At 68.9% G+C, this 21,509-nt stretch carries 22 protein-coding genes; 6 read left to right on the top strand and 16 right to left on the bottom strand.

The features are described 5' to 3' along the window. Window position 1 precedes the first annotated feature (1 nt). The 3 genes from cgi121 to ABNG04_RS15660 form a co-directional block, all read right to left on the bottom strand. Window positions 2–595 carry a KEOPS complex subunit Cgi121 gene (gene cgi121 / locus ABNG04_RS15670; protein ID WP_371163313.1) on the bottom strand — a complete coding sequence of 198 codons (594 nt, stop codon included), beginning with the start codon at window positions 593–595 and terminating at the stop codon, window positions 2–4. Beyond that, window positions 592–3,036, bottom strand: coding sequence for an ATP-dependent DNA helicase (locus ABNG04_RS15665; RefSeq protein ID WP_371163312.1), 2,445 nt, complete (start codon window positions 3,034–3,036; stop codon window positions 592–594). Before ABNG04_RS15665 ends, cgi121 begins: the two co-directional genes overlap by 4 nt. A gap of 446 nt (window positions 3,037–3,482) precedes the next feature. Beyond that, window positions 3,483–4,160 (bottom strand): class I SAM-dependent methyltransferase, encoded by a 678-nt coding sequence (locus ABNG04_RS15660; RefSeq protein ID WP_371163311.1) that lies wholly within the window; start codon window positions 4,158–4,160, stop codon window positions 3,483–3,485. Between the two features lie 66 nt (window positions 4,161–4,226). Here ABNG04_RS15660 and ABNG04_RS15655 point away from each other — a divergent pair, with 66 nt between their 5' ends. Then, window positions 4,227–4,670 carry a DUF2391 domain-containing protein gene (locus ABNG04_RS15655; protein ID WP_371163310.1) on the top strand — a complete coding sequence of 148 codons (444 nt, stop codon included), beginning with the start codon at window positions 4,227–4,229 and terminating at the stop codon, window positions 4,668–4,670. Between the two features lie 53 nt (window positions 4,671–4,723). Here ABNG04_RS15655 and ABNG04_RS15650 read toward each other — a convergent pair whose 3' ends face one another. Further along, window positions 4,724–5,239, bottom strand: coding sequence for a magnesium transporter (locus tag ABNG04_RS15650; RefSeq protein ID WP_371163447.1), 516 nt, complete (start codon window positions 5,237–5,239; stop codon window positions 4,724–4,726). A 56-nt stretch (window positions 5,240–5,295) separates the two neighbouring features. Further along, window positions 5,296–5,868, bottom strand: coding sequence for a magnesium transporter (locus ABNG04_RS15645; RefSeq protein ID WP_371163309.1), 573 nt, complete (start codon window positions 5,866–5,868; stop codon window positions 5,296–5,298). 201 nt (window positions 5,869–6,069) lie between these two features. On the opposite strand from ABNG04_RS15645, the gene ABNG04_RS15640 reads away from it, so the two are divergent. Continuing rightward, entirely contained in the window at window positions 6,070–6,648 is a 579-nt protein-coding gene (locus ABNG04_RS15640) for a DUF7090 family protein (protein ID WP_371163308.1), read from the top strand. Window positions 6,649–6,678: 30 nt separating this feature from the next. On the opposite strand, the gene ABNG04_RS15635 is transcribed toward ABNG04_RS15640, so the two are convergent. Together ABNG04_RS15635 and ABNG04_RS18095 are read right to left on the bottom strand one after the other, a co-directional pair. Beyond that, window positions 6,679–7,545 carry a DUF7089 family protein gene (locus ABNG04_RS15635; protein WP_371163307.1) on the bottom strand — a complete coding sequence of 289 codons (867 nt, stop codon included), beginning with the start codon at window positions 7,543–7,545 and terminating at the stop codon, window positions 6,679–6,681. Then, a complete protein-coding gene (locus tag ABNG04_RS18095) occupies window positions 7,545–7,634 on the bottom strand; it encodes a hypothetical protein (protein WP_445972126.1) in 90 nt (29 codons plus the stop codon). Before ABNG04_RS18095 ends, ABNG04_RS15635 begins: the two co-directional genes overlap by 1 nt. An 89-nt stretch (window positions 7,635–7,723) precedes the next feature. On the opposite strand from ABNG04_RS18095, the gene ABNG04_RS15630 reads away from it, so the two are divergent. Further along, window positions 7,724–8,212 carry a hypothetical protein gene (locus ABNG04_RS15630; protein WP_371163306.1) on the top strand — a complete coding sequence of 163 codons (489 nt, stop codon included), beginning with the start codon at window positions 7,724–7,726 and terminating at the stop codon, window positions 8,210–8,212. A 123-nt stretch (window positions 8,213–8,335) separates the two neighbouring features. On the opposite strand, the gene ABNG04_RS15625 is transcribed toward ABNG04_RS15630, so the two are convergent. From ABNG04_RS15625 to dipA, 4 genes are all read right to left on the bottom strand, one after another. Beyond that, window positions 8,336–9,517 carry an aspartate kinase gene (locus ABNG04_RS15625; RefSeq protein ID WP_371163305.1) on the bottom strand — a complete coding sequence of 394 codons (1,182 nt, stop codon included), beginning with the start codon at window positions 9,515–9,517 and terminating at the stop codon, window positions 8,336–8,338. Window positions 9,518–9,871: 354 nt separating this feature from the next. Further along, window positions 9,872–10,561: an OapC/ArvC family zinc-ribbon domain-containing protein gene (locus tag ABNG04_RS15620; protein ID WP_371163304.1), complete on the bottom strand. Its 690-nt coding sequence runs from the start codon at window positions 10,559–10,561 to the stop codon at window positions 9,872–9,874. Next, the gene (gene dipB / locus ABNG04_RS15615) at window positions 10,562–10,975 is read right to left on the bottom strand and encodes a divisome-positioning protein B (RefSeq protein WP_297886247.1); all 414 of its coding nucleotides are present in this window, start codon (window positions 10,973–10,975) and stop codon (window positions 10,562–10,564) included. Further along, a complete protein-coding gene (gene dipA, locus ABNG04_RS15610) occupies window positions 10,975–11,616 on the bottom strand; it encodes a divisome-positioning GTPase DipA (RefSeq protein WP_297886245.1) in 642 nt (213 codons plus the stop codon). The genes dipB and dipA overlap by 1 nt, the downstream gene beginning before the upstream one ends. A gap of 660 nt (window positions 11,617–12,276) precedes the next feature. On the opposite strand from dipA, the gene ABNG04_RS15605 reads away from it, so the two are divergent. Further along, complete coding sequence (locus ABNG04_RS15605; protein WP_371163446.1) at window positions 12,277–12,840, top strand: TetR family transcriptional regulator C-terminal domain-containing protein; 564 nt, start codon at window positions 12,277–12,279, stop codon at window positions 12,838–12,840. Between the two features lie 1,027 nt (window positions 12,841–13,867). Further along, on the top strand, window positions 13,868–15,718 hold the full coding sequence (locus ABNG04_RS15600) for a Cdc6/Cdc18 family protein (protein ID WP_371163303.1): 1,851 nt from the start codon (window positions 13,868–13,870) through the stop codon (window positions 15,716–15,718). 48 nt (window positions 15,719–15,766) lie between these two features. On the opposite strand, the gene ABNG04_RS15595 is transcribed toward ABNG04_RS15600, so the two are convergent. After that, complete coding sequence (locus ABNG04_RS15595) at window positions 15,767–16,912, bottom strand: S24/S26 family peptidase (protein ID WP_371163302.1); 1,146 nt, start codon at window positions 16,910–16,912, stop codon at window positions 15,767–15,769. A 139-nt stretch (window positions 16,913–17,051) separates the two neighbouring features. On the opposite strand from ABNG04_RS15595, the gene ABNG04_RS15590 reads away from it, so the two are divergent. After that, window positions 17,052–18,701 carry a DNA-directed DNA polymerase II small subunit gene (locus ABNG04_RS15590; RefSeq protein WP_371163301.1) on the top strand — a complete coding sequence of 550 codons (1,650 nt, stop codon included), beginning with the start codon at window positions 17,052–17,054 and terminating at the stop codon, window positions 18,699–18,701. 31 nt (window positions 18,702–18,732) lie between these two features. On the opposite strand, the gene ABNG04_RS15585 is transcribed toward ABNG04_RS15590, so the two are convergent. The 4 genes from ABNG04_RS15585 to ABNG04_RS15570 all read right to left on the bottom strand — a co-directional run bounded on the left by ABNG04_RS15585 (window position 18,733) and on the right by ABNG04_RS15570 (window position 21,457). Then, window positions 18,733–19,365 carry an IMPACT family protein gene (locus tag ABNG04_RS15585; RefSeq protein ID WP_371163300.1) on the bottom strand — a complete coding sequence of 211 codons (633 nt, stop codon included), beginning with the start codon at window positions 19,363–19,365 and terminating at the stop codon, window positions 18,733–18,735. After that, window positions 19,362–19,850: a hypothetical protein gene (locus tag ABNG04_RS15580; protein WP_371163299.1), complete on the bottom strand. Its 489-nt coding sequence runs from the start codon at window positions 19,848–19,850 to the stop codon at window positions 19,362–19,364. Before ABNG04_RS15580 ends, ABNG04_RS15585 begins: the two co-directional genes overlap by 4 nt. Window positions 19,851–19,857: 7 nt before the next feature. Beyond that, the gene (pspAB, locus tag ABNG04_RS15575) at window positions 19,858–20,463 is read right to left on the bottom strand and encodes a PspA-associated protein PspAB (protein ID WP_371163298.1); all 606 of its coding nucleotides are present in this window, start codon (window positions 20,461–20,463) and stop codon (window positions 19,858–19,860) included. A 79-nt stretch (window positions 20,464–20,542) separates the two neighbouring features. Beyond that, the gene (locus ABNG04_RS15570; RefSeq protein WP_371163297.1) at window positions 20,543–21,457 is read right to left on the bottom strand and encodes an MBL fold metallo-hydrolase; all 915 of its coding nucleotides are present in this window, start codon (window positions 21,455–21,457) and stop codon (window positions 20,543–20,545) included. Between the last annotated feature and the right edge of the window lie 52 nt (window positions 21,458–21,509).

Raw genomic sequence — 21,509 nt, 5'->3', positions numbered from 1 at the left:
CTCACTTCTCGACGTCCAGCAGCGCGACTCGCTCGCGGACCGCGTCGGCGAGGTCGCCATTCGTCGCGGCGAGTTCGCGGTCGGTGACGCCGTAGAACTCGCGGACGCGGTCCTCGTCGAACTCGGCCAAACGGTCGTCGCCGCTCGGGATCGCTGACGAGTCGGTCGCGAGCGACTGGAGACCGTCGACGGCCGCGTCAAGGTCGGCGGCCGAGCGCTCGACACCGGGCACGTCGCCGAAGCCCGCGGCGAGGACGAGCGCGCGCCGTTCGCCCGCGGAGACCCCGAGCTCAAGGGCTCGGTCGATCTGTCTGCGTCCGGCCGCGTACAGCAGTACCTCGACCCCGGGGTCGCGCGCGACGGCCTCGCCGCGAGCGATCGCCCGCGCCGCCAGCCGCGCCGCCTCGCGGAGTTGCGTCGCGGAGACGACGAGGTCGGCGTCGAACGCCTGAACGACCGCGCCGGTCTCGGCCGCGACCGCGTCGAGGTCGGCGAGGAACGCGTCGAGGTCGTCGATCGCGAAAGTGCCGGCGACGAGCCGGACCGCGGGGTCGGGCGCTGGCACCCCGTCGCCGCCGGCCGCGGAGTCGGTCATCCGAAATCACCCAGGCTGGCCTGTCCGTCGCCGTCGCCGTCGGCGTCCGCGCCCGCGGTCGCCGCCGCGGAGGCCGAGCTGTCGGGGTCGACGCCGTCGAGGGAGGGGTCCTCGCGGCCGGCGTTCTCTAAGATCCGCTCGGCGGTGCGCTCGCGGCCGCGGAGCGCGCCGAGGACGACCGCCTTGTCCGCCTCGCGGAGGTCGGCGCGGCTCTCGATACCGGCCTCGTAGAGGCGGCGGGCGCGCTTGCGACCGACGTTGCGGACGCCGGCGAGGTCGAGCAGCTCCTCGCGGACCCCGTACTCCAGCCGCTTGCGGGCCTCGCGCACCTGAACGACGGTGTCGCCGTCGATCCCCTCCACGTCGCGCGCGAGCGTCTCGGCCGCGCGGAGGAGCCACTCGGCGGTGTCGACCTTCCCGCGGATGTCGCCGGGGCCGACGCCGTACCGCTCCGCGATCCGGTCTTCGTCCACCTCGTTCGCCCAGTCCTCCAGCAGGCGGCCCGTCTTCAGCGCGGCGAGCCAGTCCTCGAAGCGCACGTCCTCGTACTCGGAGGGGACATCGCCGAGGAGTTCCGCCTCGCGCTCGTAGCAGACCTCGGTGTACTCCTCGCGGTCGCCCGACTTGAGGTACAGCTCGTAGGTGTCGGGGGTCCGGCTGACGAGGTGGTAGAGGCCGAGCGGGGTGACCACGGGGGTGGAGTCGTCGCCCGACGCCGGCTCCTCGGAGGGGTCGCCGTCCGTTCCGTCCTCGCCGGCGCGGGTGTACGTCGTGAAGCCGGCGTCGGGGGCGTCGGCGGTCGGATCGTCGGCCGCGACGAACTCGTCGCTCTCCCCCGCCACCGCGTCGTCCGCGACGGTCCGGAGCCCGTCGAGGATCTCGGCCGCGCTCATCGGGTCGAGGTAGAGCCGCGAGACGGTGTGGCCGATCCCGGTCGCGGCGAGGCCCTCGCGCCCGCCGTCGCGGTCGCGTTCGACGAAGCCGTTGACTTCGAGGTAGTCGAGGACGGTGTCCGTGACCGCTGCGAGCCGCCCCTCGTCGTCGGTCTGCGTGGCGTAGAGGGTGTTGTCGAGGAACGAGAGCAGCCCGTCGCGGGTGGCGGCGAAGCCGGACGCGATCGTCGCGAGGACGTGAGTGCGGAGGGCTGGCTCGGCGGCGAGCTTCGAGCGGACCGGCTCGGCCTCGGCCCAGACGTATCGCTCGAACAGCTCCTCGCGAGTGTCGGCGTTGTTCGCGAGTAACACCGCCTCGCCGTAGGGGTCGAGGCCGGGGCGGCCCGCGCGGCCGCACATCTGGTGGACTTCGAGCACGTCGAGCGGCTTCATCCCGCCGAACTCCCCGTCGTAGCGCCGCCAGTCGCGGACGATCACGCGGCGGGCGGGAGTGTTGACGCCGGCCGCGAGCGTCGGCGTCGCCGAGACGCACTTGATGAGGCGGTCGCGGAAGGCGTCCTCGATCAGGCTGCGGTGCTCGCTCGCGAGGCCGGCGTGGTGGAACGCCGACCCCTGCTGGACCGCGTCGGCGAGGTCCTCGGAGGTGTCGGTGTCTGAGACGCCGCGGATCTCGTCGGCCAGCTCGCGGAGGCGGTCGCGCTCGTCGCCGGTGAGCCGCGGGCCCGTCACGTCGGTGAGCTTGCGGGCCGACGACTCGGCGTTGCGCCGGGAGTTGACGAAGACGAGGGAGGAGCCGCCTTGGCCGTCCTCCTCGGTGTCTAAGGCGTCGCCGACCAGCTTCGCGGTCTGGTCCTCGCCGCGCTCGACGGGCACCTCGCGCTGGCTCCCGTCGTCGAAGTTGATCGCGTTGCCGAAGTGGACGCCGGTGTGGAGCTCGATCGGTCGCCAGTCGGACTCGACGAGTTCGGCGTCGAGCCAGTCCGCGATGACGTCGGCGTTGCCGACGGTCGCCGAGAGCGCGACCGTCTGGAGGCCGGGGTTCACCTTGCGGAGCTTCGCGAGGGTCACCTCAAGGGTGGGGCCGCGGTGCGAGTCGTCGACGAGGTGGACCTCGTCGCTGACGACGCAAGTGAGGTCGTCGATCCACGGGGCCCCGTTGCGGATGAGCGAGTCGACTTTCTCCGAGGTGGCGACAATGATGTCGCGGCTGGCGAGCCACTCGCCGTCGGAGTCGTAGTTGCCCGTGGAGACGCCGACGGTGACGTCGAACTCCTCCCAGCGTTCGAATTCGGCTTTCTTCTCGCTTGCGAGCGCGCGCAGCGGAACGATGTACAGCGCCTTGCCGCCGCGCTCGACGGAGGAGAGCATCGCCAGCTCGGCGATAAGCGTCTTGCCGGACGCGGTCGGCACGGCCGCGACGAGGCTTTCGCTGTCGGTGACGCCCGCGTCGACCGCCGCCTCCTGTGGCGGGTACAGCTCCGCGACGCCCTCCGCTTCGAGCGCCTCGCCAACGCCGGCGGGGAGCCCGGAGAGCGAACTCGGTTCCATTACCGGAGTCTGGGCTCCGTCACGATTTAAACCGTCGGAACGGGGCGGTGAGGGCTCCCGAGATGCGTGACCGCGACCGCCGAGAGCGGCGCACCTGAGAGATACTCCGCGGTGGCGCGCGCCTCCGAGTGGCCGATAGGCCACGAGGAGCGCGTGCGAGGGAGTCGCGGTCGCCCACGGCGACCGCGATGAGGCTGGGGAGGCGCGAGGTGCGGTTGCCGTGCGGGGCGGGGCTCGAAGGGGCGGCCGCGAGGCTGGCGCAGGCGATGTAAGCACCACAGCGAGTGAGCGGAGCGAACGAGCGAGGAGCGCAGCGAGCGTGCGCCAGCCTCGTGGGCGGGGCTTCGGAGGTATTCACGCTCAACCCGCGGGTGTCCAGCGATAGATGTTCGACCAGAAACTCGGAGCCGATCACCACGCCACCGGCAAGTACGTAGAAACCCAGATCAGGGAGCGACGCCGACCGTCAGTAGCGTCCCCCACGTCCGGTAGCGGTCGACCATGGCCTCGCGGGTCTCGTAGCCGTCGACCGGGAACTCGGACGCCTCGGGAATCTCGACCTCGCGGTCCGGGATCGCGTCCTGCTCGGCGACGTACAGGCCGGCCTCGCGGAACGCCGCGCGGTACTCCTCGCGCGACCACAGCGTCATCTCGACGGCGATGTTCTCCTGCCACGCGTGGGTCGTCTCGCTCTCCGCGAAGTAGTTGACCGCGCAGTAGAAGGTGCCGCCGGGCTTCAGCACGCGCCGGACCTCTTCGAGCGTGTGAACCGGGTCGGCCGCGTAGTAGAACGCCTCCATCGAGAAGACGTGGTCGAACGAATCGTCGGCGAAGGGGAGCTCGTCGAAGTCCCCGACGAGGTAGCCGACCGCGTCGTCGTCGGTGTACCCGCGGGCGTTGCGGGCCATCTCCGGCGCGCCGTCGAGGCCGTAGCCGCGGCCGATCCCCCGCTCGCGGAGCGCGCGGAGCGCGTAGCCGGATCCGGTGCCCAGGTCGAGGACGGCGTCGCCCTCCTCGGCCGGCATGCGCGCGAGGACGTGTTTCGCGGTGTGCCAGTGTCTGTCCTCCATCCCGCGGTCCTTCCCGGTCGCCGCCCACTCGTCGAACTCCTCGCGAACGCTCATACCGACCGAACGTGGAGAGCGGTGAAAAACGGCGGTGTTTTACCGGCTCCCGTCCCGGTCGCGGGTATGAAGCGACCGCGGTCGCTCCGTCGACCGAACTTCCGCCTTGCGGACTCCGCCCAGCAGGCGGTCGGGGGGTTCCTCCTCGCCGGCCCGTTCGTGGTCACCGAGGAGGTGTGGGTGCTGGCCGCGGGAATGAATTGGATCCAAGGCGCGCTGGTCGCCGGTATCGTCGCCCTGATCGGCTACGCGGCGCTGTATCGGGCCGACACCGACAGGGACCCGGAATCGGAGCAGGACATCGCCGGGATTCCGGTGCGGTTCCTCTCGCTGATGACCGTCGCGTTCGGCTCCGTCCTCGTGCTCGCGGTGCTGTTCGACGCGCCGGACACGTTCCTGATCGAACAGGGCGTGGTCGGGCGAGAGCTGTGGGCGACGACGTTCAAAGCGGTCTCCGTCGGCGCGGTGTTCAGCGTCGTCGGCGCGGCGACCGCCGACAGCGTGTTCTGACTGGGCGCGGCGTGGGGGCGCAGCCGCCGTCGCGCCGCCGTCCCCGACCGCACTCACACTACGACAGAGACGACCGCGAAGAGGATCAGCACGCCGGCGATGTCACAGAGGTTTGTCACCACGGGGATCGTCGTGTCGTCCGGGTTGAGCCCGACGCGGTACGAGACCTCGACGGCAGCGACGCTGGCGACGACGACGAGGACCGCGAGACAGAGGCCGGAGACCAGCGAGATCAGCAGCACCCGGCCGAGGGCGAGCGACCCGCCGAGCGCGAGCCCGATCGCCCACGCAGCGATCCCCACGGCGCCGAAGACGGTCGCCGCGAGCCCGAACACCGCCCCCGCGTTCGCCCGGAGGGCCGGGTTCGACGGGCTGAGTTCGTAGGTCCCCAGGTACAGCTGGGTCGTGAGCCGCGAGCAGGTGATCGACGCGAGGTTGCCGGCCGTTCCGATCTGGACGGGCACCAAGACGAGCAGCGCCGGGTACTGAAGCAGGACCGCCTCGTACGTCTCCAGCACGGTCCCGGAGACGATCTGGAGCACCGACAGCGCGGCGAGCAGGGGGATCATCGTCCGAACGATCCGGCGGACCGACCACTCGTCGACCGCGCTCGGTGCGGAGTCGGTCACGACACCGCCCCCACGGCGGCGACGCCGATCAAGAGGAAGAACACGCCGAACACGTCGCCGAGCGTCGTCACCACCGGCCCGATGACGTTGTCGGGGTCGAGCCCGCGGCGGTAGCCGAGGAAGATGACCGCGATGAGCACCGTGATCATGAGCACGGCGGAGAGGAAGCCGGCGACGACCATCACGCCGACCAGCTGGAAGAGTCTCCCGCCGTCGCCGAACAGGACGAGCGTCGCGTAGGTGACGACCGCGATGAACACGGAGACGGTCATCCCGTTCAGGAAGGAGGCGACGACCGCGTTCGTGAGCCGTCGGTCGAGCCGGAATCGCGGTTCGATGATCCCCTGGTGGAGCCCGGTTGAGAGCCGCGCGCCGAGCGAGCCGTACACCCCGCCGCGGGTGGCGAGGAACGCCGGGAGCAACAGGAGGAGCCCGGGGACCTCCGCGATGTTCGCGCGCATCGTCTCGGAGGCGAGGATCGTCCCCGCAAACAGCCCCGCGATGAGGCTGACCGATATCACCGGGAGGGCCTGCCGGTAGACGTCGCGCGCCGAGTCGTGACCGGGCATCGGACGCACTGACGGCGGGCGGGGCAAAAAAACCGACCGGCGGCCGCGCGGCCGTCGCGATCTCCAGTCGAAACGAAGGGGGCAGAGGGCCGCCGGGCGACGAGCGGCGGGGGGAACGCGGGGGGAGCGACCCGGCCGCGTCCGCCGGTCTCGGACTGCGCCGGCCCGCACCGTTAAGTCGATCCGGCGAGTGCCGATCGCATGGACTACTCCCTCGCCGTCGAGAACGGGCCGGAAACGATACCGGGCGGGACAGGGCTCCTGCTCGTCCACCCGAGCATCGGCGAGACGGACCGGATCGACACCGACTTCCTGAAGACCGACACGGACGCGTTCCTCGTCGTCTCCACCCGAACGACCGCGCGGGAGGTCGAACAGAAGCTGGAGTACTATGACGTCGACGAGACGAAGGCGACCATCCTCGACACGCTCTCCGTGGAGCGCGGCTACTCCCGCCGCACCGCGGACGACGTCTACTACGTCTCGGCGCCGGACGACCTCGACGGCGTGGTCGACCGCGTCGAGCGGTTCCTCACCGAGAACGAGGGGAAGCGCCGGGTCTCCGTCGACTCGCTCACCGAGATGGCCTACTACGCTGACGACGACGCGGTGTACGAGGCCGCCGCCGAGATCCTCGACCTCCTCGACGAGCACAACGCGGTCGGGATCTTCCACCTCTCCGAGGAGGTCCACGAGGTCGCGACGCTCGACCGGTTCCGAGAGCTGTTCGACGGCGTCATCGACCTCGACGGCGAGGGCACCGTCATCGTCGACGTCTGAGCACGGGAGTCGCCGCGACCGGGCTGCCCGTCACTCCTCGTCGTCGACGAGCGCCGCGAACGTCTTCTCCGCCCACGCAACCGCGTAGGGCGCGCCCCGGTCCCTGTAGGCGGTCGTGTCGAGCGCCCCGTACGGCGCCGGGAGGTCGAGGCCGTGTTTCACCGCCGAGCAGGCGTACTCCGTCGCGCTCGGGAACTCCGTGTCGCCACGCGCGACCTCGCCGGAGAGATCGTCGAGCCGGCCGGAGAGCCGCTCGCCAGCGTCGGCCCAGGCGTCGTACAGGCGGGGGTGCTCCGACTCCCACGACGCGAACGCGTCGCGGGTGTGGAGCCCAACCCACGCGTCGAACAGGGCGTTCGCGACCTGAAAGACGTCGGTCGGGCCGAAAACCGTCGTCGACGCCCCCGTCTCCGGGTCGGGGCGGCGGATCGCCGCGTCGAGGTCGCGGTAGCGCTCGCCGAAGAACGGAAGGAACGTCTCGGGGAGGCCGGTCGAGTCCCCGCCGCTCACCGCGCCCGGAGCCGGGTCGCAGTCGATCTGGACCAAGCGCTCGGCGACGAGGAACGCGAGGAAGTCTTCGGGTGTCCCCTCCGCGCGCCGCTTGACGAGGACGGCGGGCGGGTCGGTCTGCGTGGTCCTGACGACGGTCCCGTCGCCGGGGAGGCCGACGGTGAACGCCTGGCCGGCGTGTTTGCCGAGCAGGTCCGGCACCGCTTCGGGGAGCCACTCGGCGGGGTACGACGCGGGGTCGAGCGCGTCGACGAAGAGGCCGAGATCTTCCGCGGCGGCGGGCGGGAGCGTCTCGAAGTCGGACTCGACGTCAAGCACGGGCGAGCCGGGCGCGTAGCGGTCGCGGACCGCGGCGAGGTCGTCGTCGAGCGGCCGTGAGGAGAACATCAGCCGAGGACGTACGAGAGGATGATGAGCGCCGAGAGGACGGCCGAGATGCCGACCGTGCCAACCACGATCTGGGTCGATTTGGACATGCGAGATATTGCGTCCGCCGTTCGTTAAAATCATCCGGTCGGCGCCAACCGTGCGGCGATTTTATGAAGTCGGACGAGAGTACGCACGTATGCGAGTTCGCGACGCGGTCGAGGCCGACGCCGCGGCCATCGGGTCGATGACGGACCGACCCCGCGGCGTCGTCCAGAACATGATCCACGACCGGTCGGTTCGCGTCGCGGTGACGGACGACGCCGCGTCGGAGCCCGACGAAGGGGCCTCGCCGTCGAACCGGAACAGCGACGGTGACGAGGGGGACGACGACGGCGGCGACGACACGCCGATCGACGCGGTCGACGGATTCGTCGCGTTCGACGTGCGCGACGGGACGGTCCACGTGACGAACTTCGAGGGCACCGCGGGTGCGGTCGAGCGACTGTTCGAGGAGCCGATCGGTTTCGCGAAACGAGAGGGCATGGCTGTCGAGGCCATCGTCCCGGCCGACGGGGTCGGCCAAGACGTGGTCGACGCGGTCGGCTTCGAGGCGGCGGGCTCCGGGCCGCGGATCGAGGGGTCGGCGACGACGCGGTACCGGTTCGATCCTGAAGAGAGCGCCTGAATATCGGAGCCGGTCAGGCTCCGAGCTCGGTGGGCCGTCGGAGTGCTCGGGCGAAGGTGCGGGTCAGGCTCCCCCGAGGAGTACAAGCGATTCGAATTCGTGCGCCTATCGCAGCCGCGTCGCTCAGTCGAAGCGGTCTTGAACGATTTCGAGCGCCTCTTCGCGGTCGTCCCAGTCGACGAACACCGCGACGGAGGTGGCGCTCGTGATCAGGTCGATGATGTTGATCCCGGCGTCCGCGATGGGCGCGATGATGTCCTGGATGACGCCCGACTGGTTGGGGAGCTCGCCGCCCGTGACGCGGATCACCGCGATGGGATCGGCGACGGTGACGGAGGAGAGCGCCTCGTCGGTGACGACTGCCTCGTGGAGCAGCGCCTCGGCGGTCTCGGCGACGTCGACATCGACGTAGAAGGTGACCGAGTCCATCCCGGAGGCGACCGCGTCGATGTTGATCTCCTCGGCGCGGAGCGCGCTCGCCAGCTCCGAGAGGATTCCGGGGCGGTTGCGGATCGCCCGTCCGGCGATGGTGAGACACGCGAGCGGCTCCTCGCGCATGTCGATCAGGCTCTCGAACTCGCCTTCGATCCGGGTCCCGCCGCGGAGGAGGTCCCCGTGCTGGTAGTGGACGACCCGGACCGCGAGCCCCTCGTCCTTGTACGAGAGCGCGGACGGCGCGACCACCTCGGCGCCGCGGAACGAGAGGTTCCGCAGCTCGTCGACGGTGATCTCGCCCACGTTGCGCGCGCCTTCGACAACGCGGGGGTCGCCGGTCATCACGCCCTCCACGTCGGTGACGATCACGACCTCGTCCGCGTCCATGTAGTTGCCGAGCATGACGGCGGTCGTGTCCGACCCGCCCCGGCCGAGCGTGGTGACGTTCCCCTCGTGATCCTCGGCGAGGAACCCGGTGATGATCGGGACGACCCCGTCCATGTCGGCCGCGATCTCCCGCGCCCGTCGCTTCGTCTCCGCGACGTCGACCTCGCCGAGCTCGTCGGTGACGACCGGCCAGTCCGGGTGGCCGGGTTCGAGGAAGACCGCGTCGACATCGCGGACGGACAGCGCGGCCTTGAGCATGCGGACGCTGGTGCGCTCGCCCATCGAGACGATCTCCGCGCGGTCGGCGTCGTCCGTCTCGAAGGTGATGTCGTCGAGGAGGTCGTCCGTGGTCGAGCCCATCGCGCTCGCGACGACCGCGATCTCGTGGCCGGCCGCGACTGCGCTCGCCACGGAGTCGGCCGCGCGCTCGATCCGGTCGCCGCTGCCGAGACTCGTCCCCCCGAACTTCGCGACTACGCGCATGCGGCTCCCTCGCGGTGGGTCCGAGGCGGTCGGGTACCGGCGGGCGGTCGACCTCGCGCGGTCGGAACGGCACGGCCCGGATCGGGACCGGAGTTCCGGCCCGGTCGGCGAGAGCGATCGGTAAACATGCGACCCCGTAGCGGAGGAAGCCGGATAACAGTATCTTCTTCGACAAGGGTCGCCCGAAGTATCGAATCGCCCGATATGGCGGGGTTCCGGCGGCGAGACTGCGACGATCGATCACCGGAGTCGACGACTGGAGACACAGCGGGCAAAAGCGGCGCAGCGTTCGTCTCCCGGAGCAACGCTCGGCTCACGGACCGGTGTCCGGCTCGCGGAACGGGAATGACAGCGTTACTCGTCTTGGATGCCCCACGCGTCGGGCATCTCGATGACGTACCGGCCGTCCTCTTGGAGGGAGATGATATACTCCTGTCTGTCGTACAGCTCCATCAGGTTGAGCTCGTACTGCCCCGGACTGACGATTCGGATGCTCTCGAACTGGTCGTTGAGCTCGTCGCGGAGGGCGTCGATCCCCGGCTGTGGTTCCGCCTCGGCCGGCGGCGTCTCGGTGGATTCGACGTCTCGGCTCGCGCGGTCGAGCTCGTCCGGCGAGACGACCTCGGAGCGCGCGCTCGCCTGCGCGGTGTCCTCATCGCTTCGGTCCGCGATCTGCTCGGTGCCGTCGGATTCGGCGGCGTCGGCGTTCGCTTCAGGGTCGGTCGGCGTCGCGTCCGCGGGGTCGCTCGACCGTCGCTCGGCGTCGGCGTCGTCCGCGGTCGGCGCGGAGGCCTCGTCGGGGGTCGGTCGCGACCCGTCGGCCGGGTCAGCGGGAGATCCGGACGCCTCGCCGGGTGATCCGGACGAGTCTGCGGCGGATCCGGTCTGGTTGGCGGCGGGTTCGGTCTGCCCGGTGGGCGCGTCGTCGGTCGCGCCGGCAGGCTTGAACTGGAACTTGTTCCCGCCGCAGTCGGGACAACCCGACAGCATCTCCTTGGAGCCGTCGGGGAACGTCCGCCCGCAGGAGGTACACTGGTGGGGCATCTACTTGCGGGAGACGAGTGTGCTGATGAGGTTCTCGTCTTTGTGGAGTGTCTCGATCCGGTTCGCCGGGCCGATCACCGTGAGCTTCTGGGTCGACTCGCGGCCCATCAGCTTGTCGAGGAAGCTCTGGTCGCCCGCCTCGGCCTTGGGGTACGTCTCGATCTCGATGCCGGTGAAGTCGTCGGGGCTGATCTCGGTCATCGTCACCTCGATGAGCTTCGACTCCTCGTCCGGGGAGAGCCCCTCTTCGAGGATGACGATGTTGCCCTCGCGGACGCCGTCGAGGATGAGTCGGATCTTCTCCATGCCCGTGAGCCCCTCCATCCGCGCGCCGCTTATCATGTCGATCCGGACACCGTCGTCGCCGTCGTCCGGGTCGTCCGCGGCGTCGACGTTGGCTTTCGGGCCGGCCATTAGCCGAAGTACTCCGCTATCTTGGTGTACACTTCGTCCATGTTGTCACCCTCCAGCGCCGACAGCGGAATCGTCTCGTGTTGCGGGAAGGCGTTCGCGATCTGCTGGACATCCGACCCCTCCAGGTCCGTCTTGTTCGCGAGGATGAGCGCGGGGAGGTCTTGCGACTCGATGATCCCGATCAACATCGTGTTCACCTGCGTGAACGGGTCCGTCGTCGAGTCGAGCACGTAGATGACGCCGTCGACGTCCTCGCGGAGCCAGTGCATCGCCTCCGCGACGCCCTCGGTCGCCTCGCGCGACCGGCGGACGGCGTCGTCCTTCTCCATGTCGTGGTCCAAGAACTCCTTGTAGTCGACCTTCGTCGTCACGCCGGGCGTGTCGACGATGTCGATGGTGACCTTGCGCCCGTTGCGCTCGATCTCGACGTCCTCCTTCCGGCGGGCCCGGCGAGTCTCGTGCGGGATGTGGCTCTCGGGCCCGACGGCGTCACCCGTCCAGTCGCGTGCGATCCGGTTTGCGAGGGTCGTTTTACCGGCGTTCGGCGGTCCGTAGATCCCGATCCGCTTGGGCTCGTCGGCCGCGAACAGGCCGTCCGTGACCCGCGATATGCTGTCTCTGAGATTCGTGAGCAGTCCCATCCTGACCTCCAGTCCGTGTGTGGTTACCCGAACACCGCGGTGGTTTCGCGACGCCGTTTGATCCGAGCGCTCGACGCCCGTTCGGGGAATTACGGTAGAGTGTTCGCCGCTCTCACTTAAGAACTGCGTCAGACATCCCCGATCCGGAGCGTCGGCGCCGGACGAACCCGAAATCCGGTGTCGGGGGAGCCCTCCAGAGAATGTGAGTGCGTGATCGCGGGCGGGGAAGGCGAGGTGATCGTGGGCGGGGAAGGCGAGGTGATCGCAACCGACCGGAGGTCATGCTCGCCGCGCGCGTTAGTCGCCAAGAGAAAATACCGAGGTTGGTGGCCGACGGTGTCCCGGAGACGAACGGAAGGAGGAGGTCCGGCGTCGGGACATCAATGATAGCTGTTAACGAGGGTGAGAGAATGTAACCGGTCGGAGAAGGGCGAGGAGCAACCGTATTATGTGTCTCACACGCGGAGAGTCCGTATGAGCGAACCAGAGGGGGAACCGGCGAGCGAATCCGTCGATTCTCCGGCGAGCGACGCCGACGCCGGCGAGGATGACTCCGGCGAGTCCAGTGGTTCTGGCGAGTCCAGTGGTTCCGGCGGTGCCGAGGGGACCGACAGTTCCGGCGGAGGGGCGGTGTCTTCGAAGGACACCAAGGCGGTCATCATGGAGGCGACGTTCCGGGCGCTGCGCAAACACGGGTACAAGGACCTCCGGATGCGGGACATCGGCGAGGAGATGGACCTCACGCGGCAGGTGATCCACTACCACTTCGACGGGAAGTACGACCTCATGTCCTCGTTCCTCGAACACATCATCGACCAGTACGAGGGCAGCGTGGTCGTCGAGAGCGATGCGGACCCGCGGACCGAGCTCCGCGCCCGGATCGACCAGTGCCTGTTCGGCCCCGAGTTCGAGGAGTTCAGCCACTGGGACCGGATGAAGGTGTACCACGAACTGTACACGCAGGCGCAGAACGACGAGCAGCACCGAGAGGTGTTCAACGAGTACTACGACCACGTCCGCGGAAGCATCGTCGAGGTCGTCGAGGAGGGCATCGAGGAGGGCGTCTTCCGCGACGTGGACGCCGAGCGCACGGGCCAGCTGGTGACCGACGTGATCCACGCCGCCCGGGGACGGCGGATCTCGCTCGGTCACGAGGACGCCCCCGAAGAGGCGCGGGAGGCGATCGACGAGTTCGTTCTGGAGTCGCTCGAACGGACCGAGTAGGTCGGCCGGCGCGAGGTGTGGGAAGAGGTCGGCCGACTGCGCGATGAGTCCGGACAACGTCTGCTCGGTTCTCGTTACTCGGCTCGGGTTCGAGGGTCAACCTCGCGTGCCACGACGTCCAGTAGTGCGGAGACTCCCCTCGACAGCCGTTGAGCGGTCGAGGACGGTGACGCCATCCCGAGTCTTTTCGCCGATGGCTGGACTGCCCGTTCCGGGGATATCGGTGTCGTCGGTATCATTTGTCCCTGCCGTCCTCACGGAGGATCCGTTTCTACCGTGGGTCGGTTGTAGCCCCCCACCCCTTCGTTTCAACTGGAACGGCCGATACGGTCCGGAGGGTATGATGAGCGGCCGGGGTCGATGTCGTCTCGATCCGTTCCCAAACAAATATTCGTTTTGGCTCAACTATAAAATAACTCTAATAGCTATAATATAATCTGAGAGGGATTGTCGAGGGTACTATTCTAAATATTATATAATAAAACCACCGCTATACAATTACGCCTCACGACCCCCACCCCACCCAATCGACGTTCCACCCGAAACGAAGGGGTGTGGGGGTTCCCCTTGATTTCACGTCGAAACGACGGGAACGGTCACTGGGCAAGGCCGACGAGCCGTGACCTGTGAACGGAAGTACCAATTTGATTACGTTGACTCAGGTGAAGACAGTACGCGTGTCGGGGTGTTCGAGCGAACGACAGTAGGCGTCCTGGACCCGAACGACCGGATACCAATCTCGAGGCGCTTCGAACCGGCCCGGTAGCGCGCCCATAATATCAATTTTCCGACCAGAAAATACAATCTATTGCTCGGTATAAATTGGGTCTAGTCCGCCTCGACTGTGGTGGAGAGGGGGTCGTTTCAACTCCAGAGAGGAACACTTTTGTACCGTCTCTTCATCTGGTTCGACTGTATCAACTGGACGCGGTCGGTATCCATCCCGACCGCAAGTCCGCATTTCGGGCTGGAGACGGCGTCTGAAGCGTCTTACCCGGCCGTCTCCACCCGAAACGGAGGGGTTCACATGGACGAAGGCGACAACACACCGCGGGCCGACGGCGGCATCGACCCGGAGGACGGCGACGACTCGGAGCCCAGTAGCGACTCCGAGGAGGCCGCGTCGACCGAGGATTCGGCTCGCGACGCCGACGACTCCGCGGCCGAAGCCGAGGGGGCAGAGGTCGCCGGCTCCGACGCGAAGGAGTTCGACCCCGACGTTCCGATCCGGACGGACCCCGACTCGGATCTCGACGGCGACACGGACTCCGGTATCGGCTCCCCGGAGGCGAACCCGTCCGGTTCGGGCGTCGACCTCGGCGAATCCGGGACCGACGAGAACTCGCCGTCGAGCGACGGGGACTCGTTGTCGACCGATGCCGGGTCCGAGACGGCGGGACTCGACAACGGCGGCCGCGACCGGTCGTCGCCGGACGTCGACTTCGACGGCGTCGTCCTCGACGACGGCGACGACAACCATGGCCTGTTCGACGACCTCCTCTCCGGCGAGCCAATCTTCGAGAACAAGGAGGTCCTGCGGCCCTCCTACACTCCGCACGAGCTCCCCCACCGCAACGACCAGATCAACCGGATGGCCACCATCCTTGTCTCCGCGCTGCGCGGCGAGACTCCCTCCAACATCCTCATCTACGGGAAGACGGGGACGGGCAAGACGGCCTCGGCGAAGTTCGTCTCCCAAGAGCTCGAATCCACCTCGCAGAAGTACGACGTCCCCTGCGAGGTCGAGTATATCAACTGCGAGGTGACAGACACCCAGTACCGCGTCCTCGCCCAGCTCGCGAACACGTTCATCGAGGAGAACCAAGCGGTGATCGCCGACCACTTGGAGCGCCTCGAAGGCCTCCGCGCCGACGCGACGGACGCCGAGGCGGCCGGTCGCGACGCGGCCGCCGTCCTCGCCGACACGGAGTTCGACTCGGTCGACGACCTCGACGACCGCATCGAGTCGCTGGAGGACGATGCCGACGAGATGGAGGAGGTCCCGATGACGGGGTGGCCGACCGACCGCGTCTACTCGACGTTCTTCGAGGCGGTCGACTACCACGAGCGCGTGGTCGTGATCATGCTCGACGAGATCGACAAGCTCGTCGAGAAGAGCGGCGACGATACCCTGTATAACCTCTCACGGATGAACTCCGAGCTCGACCGCTCGCGCATCTCCATCATGGGGATCTCGAACGACCTGAAGTTCACCGACTTCCTCGACCCCCGCGTCAAGTCGAGCCTCGGCGAGGAGGAGATTGTCTTCCCGCCATATGACGCCAATCAGCTCCGCGACATCCTCCAGCACCGCGCCGACACCGCATTCAAGCCCGACGCCCTCACCGACGACGTGATCCCCCTCTGCGCGGCGTTCGCGGCGCAGGAGCACGGCGACGCGCGACGCGCGCTCGACCTCCTCCGGACGGCGGGCGAGCTCGCGGAGCGCTCCCAGGCCGAGATCGTCGCGGAGAAGCACGTCCGGCAGGCCCAGGACAAGATCGAACTCGATCGCGTCGTCGAGGTCGTCCGGACCCTCCCGACCCAGAGCAAGATCGTCTTGTTCGCCGTGATCCTCTTAGAGAAGAACGGCGTCCACAATATCAACACCGGCGAGGTGTTCAACATCTACAAGCGGCTCTGCGAGGAGATCGACGCCGACGTCCTGACCCAGCGACGCGTCACCGACCTCATCAGCGAGCTCGACATGCTCGGGATCGTCAACGCCGTGGTCGTCTCCAAGGGTCGCTACGGGCGCACGAAGGAGATGGGCCTCTCGGTTCCGGTCGAGGAGACCGAGGCGGTCCTCCTGTCGGACTCGCGGCTCGGCGACATCGAGAACGCGCAGCCGTTCGTCCAGGCGCGGTTCGACAACTGACGCCGCGTCGATCCCGGTATCTCCGACGCCGCCGCGCTTCGACTCTCGTTACGCCGCGGCGTCCGCTACTCCGGAGACCGACGGCGCCGGCGGGAGACTGTTCCCGACCGTCCGCGCGATCGCCTCATTCAACTCCACCTGTCCGGTCGCTATCAGGCGAATGTACCCGAGGTACGGGACTCGGACCCGCGCCACGCCCCGCACCCACTCGGCCCTGACCGGCGGCGAGAGGCCGCTGGCCTGGTCGTAGGCCTCGTTGTTGTCGCCGAGCGTGACGAACCCGTCGTGTGGCGCCGGGCAGTGAGCGAGCGACCCGCAGTCGACCGCGTTGTGATACCGCTCGTCGGCGCGGTCGTACCAGTTTTCGCCCTCGCTCACGCGGAACATCGCGCGGTGGATGATCGGTGATCCGGACCGCCCCGGCGGGGCGTATATCACCACCGAGCCGTAGGCCCCGAACGTTCGATAGTCGGCGGCCTCGCCCGCCTCGTGCGTGACGACACCGACGTCGTTGTCGGCCGCGTCGGGCGCGAACTGCCCGGGCTCGGTGACGAACACCAGGTCCCCGACCTGCATGTTCGGCTCCATACTCCCGGACTCGACGGCGACCATCGGCGGCCACACGCCGCTAACCCCGAACAGGAGCAGCCCCACGAGGAGGACCACGCCGACGCTCGTCAGCATCTCCCGGATCCACATCAGCGCGCCCTCCCGGTCGTGACGGAACCGGTACAGGAGCGACCCCTCGCTGTCGCTCTCCGGCGTTTCGTGGGGTACGGACTGGTGCTCACCTCCGGTGTCTTCCGCAGCTGTAGCCGGAGTATCGACCGAATCCGCCGAGACTCCGTCGCCGGCGACGGACGCGTCTCCCACTTCGTTCTCCTCCGGCTCCGACTCCGGTTCCGGTTCGGTGCCCGGTCCGCTCGGCTCCCCGTCTCCGACGTCCCTTCTCCCGGGCGACTCGGGACTGTTCTCGTTGTCTCCGTGCGCCCGGTTGACAGTCTTGTCGCCCCCGTGCGCCCGGTCGACGGTCTTGTCGGGCGACCGCTCGCGATCCTCATCGGGCGCTCGTTCGGGCTCTCCGTCGAACGGATCGTCGGCCGCCTCGTCCGGGTTCTCCCCGGAATCAGTCTCCTCGCCTTCGTCTCGACCGGCCGACCCACCGGAGTCCGTCGGCCGATCCCCTTCGTCCATTACACCGGCCTTGTCGGGTTTCGCTGATAAGCTTCCGGGTCCGGCCGCACGGCGACGCCCTCAGGCCAGAAAAAGCGAGTCCCCCAATCGCCCCGCGCCGTCCGGAACGGTTTTGCCGGCTACTCCCCTTTCGGGTAGCGTGCCGCTGGAGTCGAACGCCCGGATCGCGAAGGCCCTCGCCCAGCGCGGCTACAACGCCGAGCGCGAGGCAGTCACCCTGCTCGCGGGCGCGGCGGACCCGGCCGCGGCGGTCGCGGCCGCGGTCGACCACGCCCCGGACGACGCGCTCCGGATCACGGCCGACCACGTCCGCGACGCGATTGCCGACACCGACAGATCGGGCGTTGCTCCCGACGAGACCGGAGAATCTCCAGTTGAAACGAAGGGGTCCGGGGCCGAAGACGCGGCGCGTGTCGAACCGGCTTCCGACCCGACGACCGACACCGGGGCGGCCGCCGCCGCGGACGCGGCGACCGCCGACACATCCGCGACCGGTGGTTCCGCTGTCGACACTACTGCTCGCGACACTCCCACTGTCGACCCCGCGGAGACGCCGGACACCGAGCGATCCCGCGATCCCGACCTCCGCGATCTGTCGGTCGGCAACGACATGACCGGTCACAGCACCGGGACCGGCGAGTACAGCGACTTCGTCACGACGTTCCGGGACCGCTACGAGCGACTCTCGAAGATCCTCCGCGGCCGCGTCAACCACCGGCCGGCCGAGGCGATCGCGAACATGCCCGGCGGCAGCGACGCCGCGATGATCGGCCTCGTCAACGACGTGCGCTCCACGAAGTCCGGCCACTGGCTGGTCGAACTGGAGGACACGACCGGAACCTTCCCGGCCCTCGTGATGAAGGACAAGGGGCTCGCCGACGTCGTCGACGAGATCCTGTTGGACGAGTGCGTCGCGGTCGAGGGGACCCTCGCCGACGACGCCGGGATCCTCTTCGCCGACTCGCTCCACTTCCCGGACGTCCCCCGGACGCACGACCCCGGCGGGGCCGACCGCCACGTTCAGGCCGCGCTGATCTCCGACGTCCACGTCGGCAGCGACGAGTTCATGGCCGACGCGTGGCACGAGTTCACGGACTGGCTCCATACGCCCGAGGCCGACCCCGTCGAGTACCTGCTGCTCGCGGGCGACATGGTCGAGGGCGTCGGCGTCTACCCGAATCAGGACGACGAGCTGGACATCGTCGACATCTACGAGCAGTACGAGGTCTTCGCCGAACACCTCAAGGAGGTGCCGGCGGACACCGAGATTGTGATGATCCCGGGCAACCACGACGCGGTCCGGCTCGCGGAGCCGCAGCCCGGGTTCAACGACGAGATCCGCGAGATCATGGACGTCCACGACGCGCGGATCGTCTCGAACCCGGCGACGGTCTCCGTCGAGGGCGTCGAGGTGCTGATGTATCACGGCGTCTCGCTCGACGAGGTGATCGCGGAGCTCCCCGAAGAGAAGGCGAGCTACGACGAGCCGCACAAGGCGATGTACCAGTTGCTGAAGAAGCGCCACGTCGCGCCGCAGTTCGGCGGGCACACCCGCGTCGCGCCCGAGGAGCGCGACTACCTCGTCATCGAGGACGTGCCCGACGTGTTCCACACCGGCCACGTCCACAAGCTCGGCTGGGGGAAGTATCACAACGTGCTCGCGGTCAACTCCGGCTGCTGGCAGGCCCAGACCGACTTCCAGCAGTCCGTCAACATCGACCCTGACGCCGGCTACGCGCCGATCCTCGACCTCGATACGCTCGACATGACCGTCCGGAAGTTCTCGTGAGCCGACCCGGAACGAACGAGCCCTTCCGACGCTATCGACCGATCTCGACCCGACCGCTCGTCGCGTCGTTGAGCCGCTCGCGGAGCGCCTCGACCTCCGCGACCGGCACCCGGAGGTCGAAGCGGACGCGCTCGCCGTAGTCGGCGTCGAACTCGACACCCGTCGACTCGATCACCCCGCGGACCGTCCCCGAGTCGTCGTACTCGGTCTCGACGACGAGCGTCCGGTGCGGACGCTCCTCGGTCACTCCCGCCGCGTCGACGCCGTCCTTCACGGCGCGCGAGTACGCGCGAGCGAGCCCCCCGACGCCGAGGTTCGTCCCTCCGTAGTACCGGGTCACCACCGCGACGACGTTCCGGACCTCGCGCTGCTGGAGCACGTTCAGCGCCGGCTTCCCGGCGGAGCCGGTCGGCTCGCCGTCGTCGGAGGAGTACTCCCTGAGCATCGGCTCCGACCCCGGCGCTCGCTCTGTGGGTTCGCCCGCCGGGACCCGGTACGCGGGCACGTTGTGTGTCGCGTCGGCGTACTCGCTCCCGACTGCCTCGACGAACGACTCGGCCCCCTCGACCGTGTCGACGGGCGCGACGTGGCCGAGGAACTCCGACCCCTGGACCTCGAACCGCGCGGTCGCGCGCTCGGCCACGGTCCGGTACGCGTCGCTCACGGCGTCCGGTCCTCCGGGTCGGGCTCTTCCTCGCGTCGGCGGTCGACGACGACGCTCGTCGGCGGCGCGAGCCGGAACAGTGCGAGGTAGCCGGCGAATCCGACGACCTCGACGATCGCCGCGACGACCGCGAGCGGCTCCGCCGCGAGCGCCGCCGCCGCGCCCGTCCCGTGCCACACGAGGAACCCGCCGAGGAACGTCCCCAGCGTCCCCGCGCCGAGCGCGTAGAGCCGGCGGTACTCGCCGGCCCGCAGCGTCGCGACCGCGACGGTTACAGCGAGCGCGCTCCCGGCGACGAACAGGTACGGGCGGGCGTCCGGGGGCGAGCCGAGCCGCGGCCACGCCCACAGGAGGTGGACCGCCGCGGCGACGACCGTGGCCTGGACGGCGACCCACTGGAGGAGGCGCTTTCTCGCGGTGTCGCGGCCGGCGGTCCCCTCGCCTCGACTCGGGTCCGCCCCGCCCGGCTCGGTGTCAGCGCTCATCGAGGCCTCACTCCCACGGATGGTTTCCGCGTGCGTCCGGCCACAGCGGGTACCAGTACGACTCGTCGTCCTCTAGACCGAGTTCGCCGTCGAGGACCGACTGGAGCTTGAACTCGACCTGCTGGCTCCGGTCGTCCGTCCCCCGCGGCGCGAACGGGTAGTACGCCCCGCGCCGGAACGAGTAGATCCAGTACGCCGGGCCGTCGTCGTTCTCGAAGCCGAACACGGCCGCGAGCAGCCGCGAGCCGAACCCCTCCTCGATGAACTGGTCGGCCGCGAAGTGGACGCTCGTCACCAGGTCCTCGGGGTCGTCGTCCTCAAGGACGAACCACTGGTAGCCGTGGTCGTCCTCGTACCGGTGGAAGCCGGTACCGGTGTCGATCTCGCCGGCCTCTAGGATGGCCTCGACGGTCTCGACCGCCTCGTCGAAGCGGGTGCTGTCGACGCCAGAGAAGCAGAGCGCGGCCTCGCCGCAGTGGTCGTAGCCGAGGTCCGCCTCCATCGTCATGTAGGCGGTCGACATCCCGAAGAGGTCCTCGGGGTCCGCCTCGCGGGTCGCGTCGGTCTCGGCGCTGGTCCCGAGCACGGCCCGTATCGTGTCGAAGATGCCCATCTGTCTCCTGTCTACGTGCGGCGGGGTTTAGGGCGTTTCTCTCGACTCCGCGCGCTCCGCGCCGCACCGTCCCGCGGGCTCACGCCGCGTCGTCGACGCGATCAAGGTACGTCAACACGCCGCGAGCGTTCAGGCTCGTGTTTGCTCGCGCCCGCTCGGGGTTCCAGTAGTCGATGTCGCGGCTCACCGCCTCGAAGTGCTCGGCGACCGCCTCGTCGTCGCCGAGTTCGGCGCGCTTCTCCCGGACGCGCTCGACCCACTCGACGTACGCCCGCTTCGCCTCGCCGAGCAGGTCGGCGTCGCAGCGCCGCGGCCCGAAGTGGCCGAAACAGATCGTGTCGGGGTCGAGGTCCTCGATCAGTCGGATGTCGTCGAGGCACTGCTCAAAGTCGAACTGCGGCGGCGGGGTCGTCGGCGTCACGGCGTCGACCTCGGGAACGTAGATCCCCGCGGCGTCGGCGGCGAACACGACGCCCGCGTCGGGGTCGTGGTAGACGGCGTGGTGGGGCGCGTGCCCCGGGGCGTCCCGGACGACGAGCTCGCGGTCGCCCAGGTCGATCCGGTCGCCCTCGCCGACGCCCTCGATCCGGTCGTCGGGCACCGGCTTCGGCTCCGCGTAGTGTTCCCACTGATCGCCGACCGCCGACTTGGTCCCTGCGACCAGCGCCCCGGGGTCGACGAGGTGGCGGACGCCCTTCTCCGGCACCCTGACCGTCGCGTTCGGGTACCGCTCGGCGAGGTAGCCCGCGCCGCCCGCGTGGTCGAGGTGGGCGTGGGTTGGAAGGATCCACGCCAGTTCATCGCGATCGATCCCGATCTCGGCGACGCTCTCGAAGAGCGCCCCGCGGTTCGCCCCCGTCCCGGTGTCGATCACGATCGGTCGCTCGGCGTCGTACACGTAGACCGCGCCGTACTCGTCGGTGTCGAACATGCCGGTGTCGTGGACGTAGAGGTCCTCGACGCCGCGGACCGGTTCGAACTCGCCTGCGCGCATACCGGACGAGGAACCCGGGGCCACTTCTAGCGATCGGTCCGCGGGGCGTCCC

The sequence above is a fragment of the Halorubrum miltondacostae genome (assembly GCF_041379815.1).
GTDB classification, from domain to species: Archaea; Halobacteriota; Halobacteria; order Halobacteriales; family Haloferacaceae; genus Halorubrum; species Halorubrum miltondacostae.
This window is presented reverse-complemented; position numbering and strand designations above follow the sequence as displayed.

Coding starts and splice junctions, on each gene's coding strand:
- cgi121 (WP_371163313.1), bottom strand. CDS start 595: ATGACCGACTCCGCGGCCGGCGGCGACGGGGTGCCAGCGCCCGACCCC.
- ABNG04_RS15665 (WP_371163312.1), bottom strand. CDS start 3,036: ATGGAACCGAGTTCGCTCTCCGGGCTCCCCGCCGGCGTTGGCGAGGCG.
- ABNG04_RS15660 (WP_371163311.1), bottom strand. CDS start 4,160: ATGAGCGTTCGCGAGGAGTTCGACGAGTGGGCGGCGACCGGGAAGGAC.
- ABNG04_RS15655 (WP_371163310.1), top strand. CDS start 4,227: ATGAAGCGACCGCGGTCGCTCCGTCGACCGAACTTCCGCCTTGCGGAC.
- ABNG04_RS15650 (WP_371163447.1), bottom strand. CDS start 5,239: ATGATCCCCCTGCTCGCCGCGCTGTCGGTGCTCCAGATCGTCTCCGGG.
- ABNG04_RS15645 (WP_371163309.1), bottom strand. CDS start 5,868: ATGCCCGGTCACGACTCGGCGCGCGACGTCTACCGGCAGGCCCTCCCG.
- ABNG04_RS15640 (WP_371163308.1), top strand. CDS start 6,070: ATGGACTACTCCCTCGCCGTCGAGAACGGGCCGGAAACGATACCGGGC.
- ABNG04_RS15635 (WP_371163307.1), bottom strand. CDS start 7,545: ATGTTCTCCTCACGGCCGCTCGACGACGACCTCGCCGCGGTCCGCGAC.
- ABNG04_RS18095 (WP_445972126.1), bottom strand. CDS start 7,634: ATGTCCAAATCGACCCAGATCGTGGTTGGCACGGTCGGCATCTCGGCC.
- ABNG04_RS15630 (WP_371163306.1), top strand. CDS start 7,724: ATGCGAGTTCGCGACGCGGTCGAGGCCGACGCCGCGGCCATCGGGTCG.
- ABNG04_RS15625 (WP_371163305.1), bottom strand. CDS start 9,517: ATGCGCGTAGTCGCGAAGTTCGGGGGGACGAGTCTCGGCAGCGGCGAC.
- ABNG04_RS15620 (WP_371163304.1), bottom strand. CDS start 10,561: ATGCCCCACCAGTGTACCTCCTGCGGGCGGACGTTCCCCGACGGCTCC.
- dipB (WP_297886247.1), bottom strand. CDS start 10,975: ATGGCCGGCCCGAAAGCCAACGTCGACGCCGCGGACGACCCGGACGAC.
- dipA (WP_297886245.1), bottom strand. CDS start 11,616: ATGGGACTGCTCACGAATCTCAGAGACAGCATATCGCGGGTCACGGAC.
- ABNG04_RS15605 (WP_371163446.1), top strand. CDS start 12,277: ATGGAGGCGACGTTCCGGGCGCTGCGCAAACACGGGTACAAGGACCTC.
- ABNG04_RS15600 (WP_371163303.1), top strand. CDS start 13,868: ATGGACGAAGGCGACAACACACCGCGGGCCGACGGCGGCATCGACCCG.
- ABNG04_RS15595 (WP_371163302.1), bottom strand. CDS start 16,912: ATGGACGAAGGGGATCGGCCGACGGACTCCGGTGGGTCGGCCGGTCGA.
- ABNG04_RS15580 (WP_371163299.1), bottom strand. CDS start 19,850: ATGAGCGCTGACACCGAGCCGGGCGGGGCGGACCCGAGTCGAGGCGAG.
- pspAB (WP_371163298.1), bottom strand. CDS start 20,463: ATGGGCATCTTCGACACGATACGGGCCGTGCTCGGGACCAGCGCCGAG.
- ABNG04_RS15570 (WP_371163297.1), bottom strand. CDS start 21,457: ATGCGCGCAGGCGAGTTCGAACCGGTCCGCGGCGTCGAGGACCTCTAC.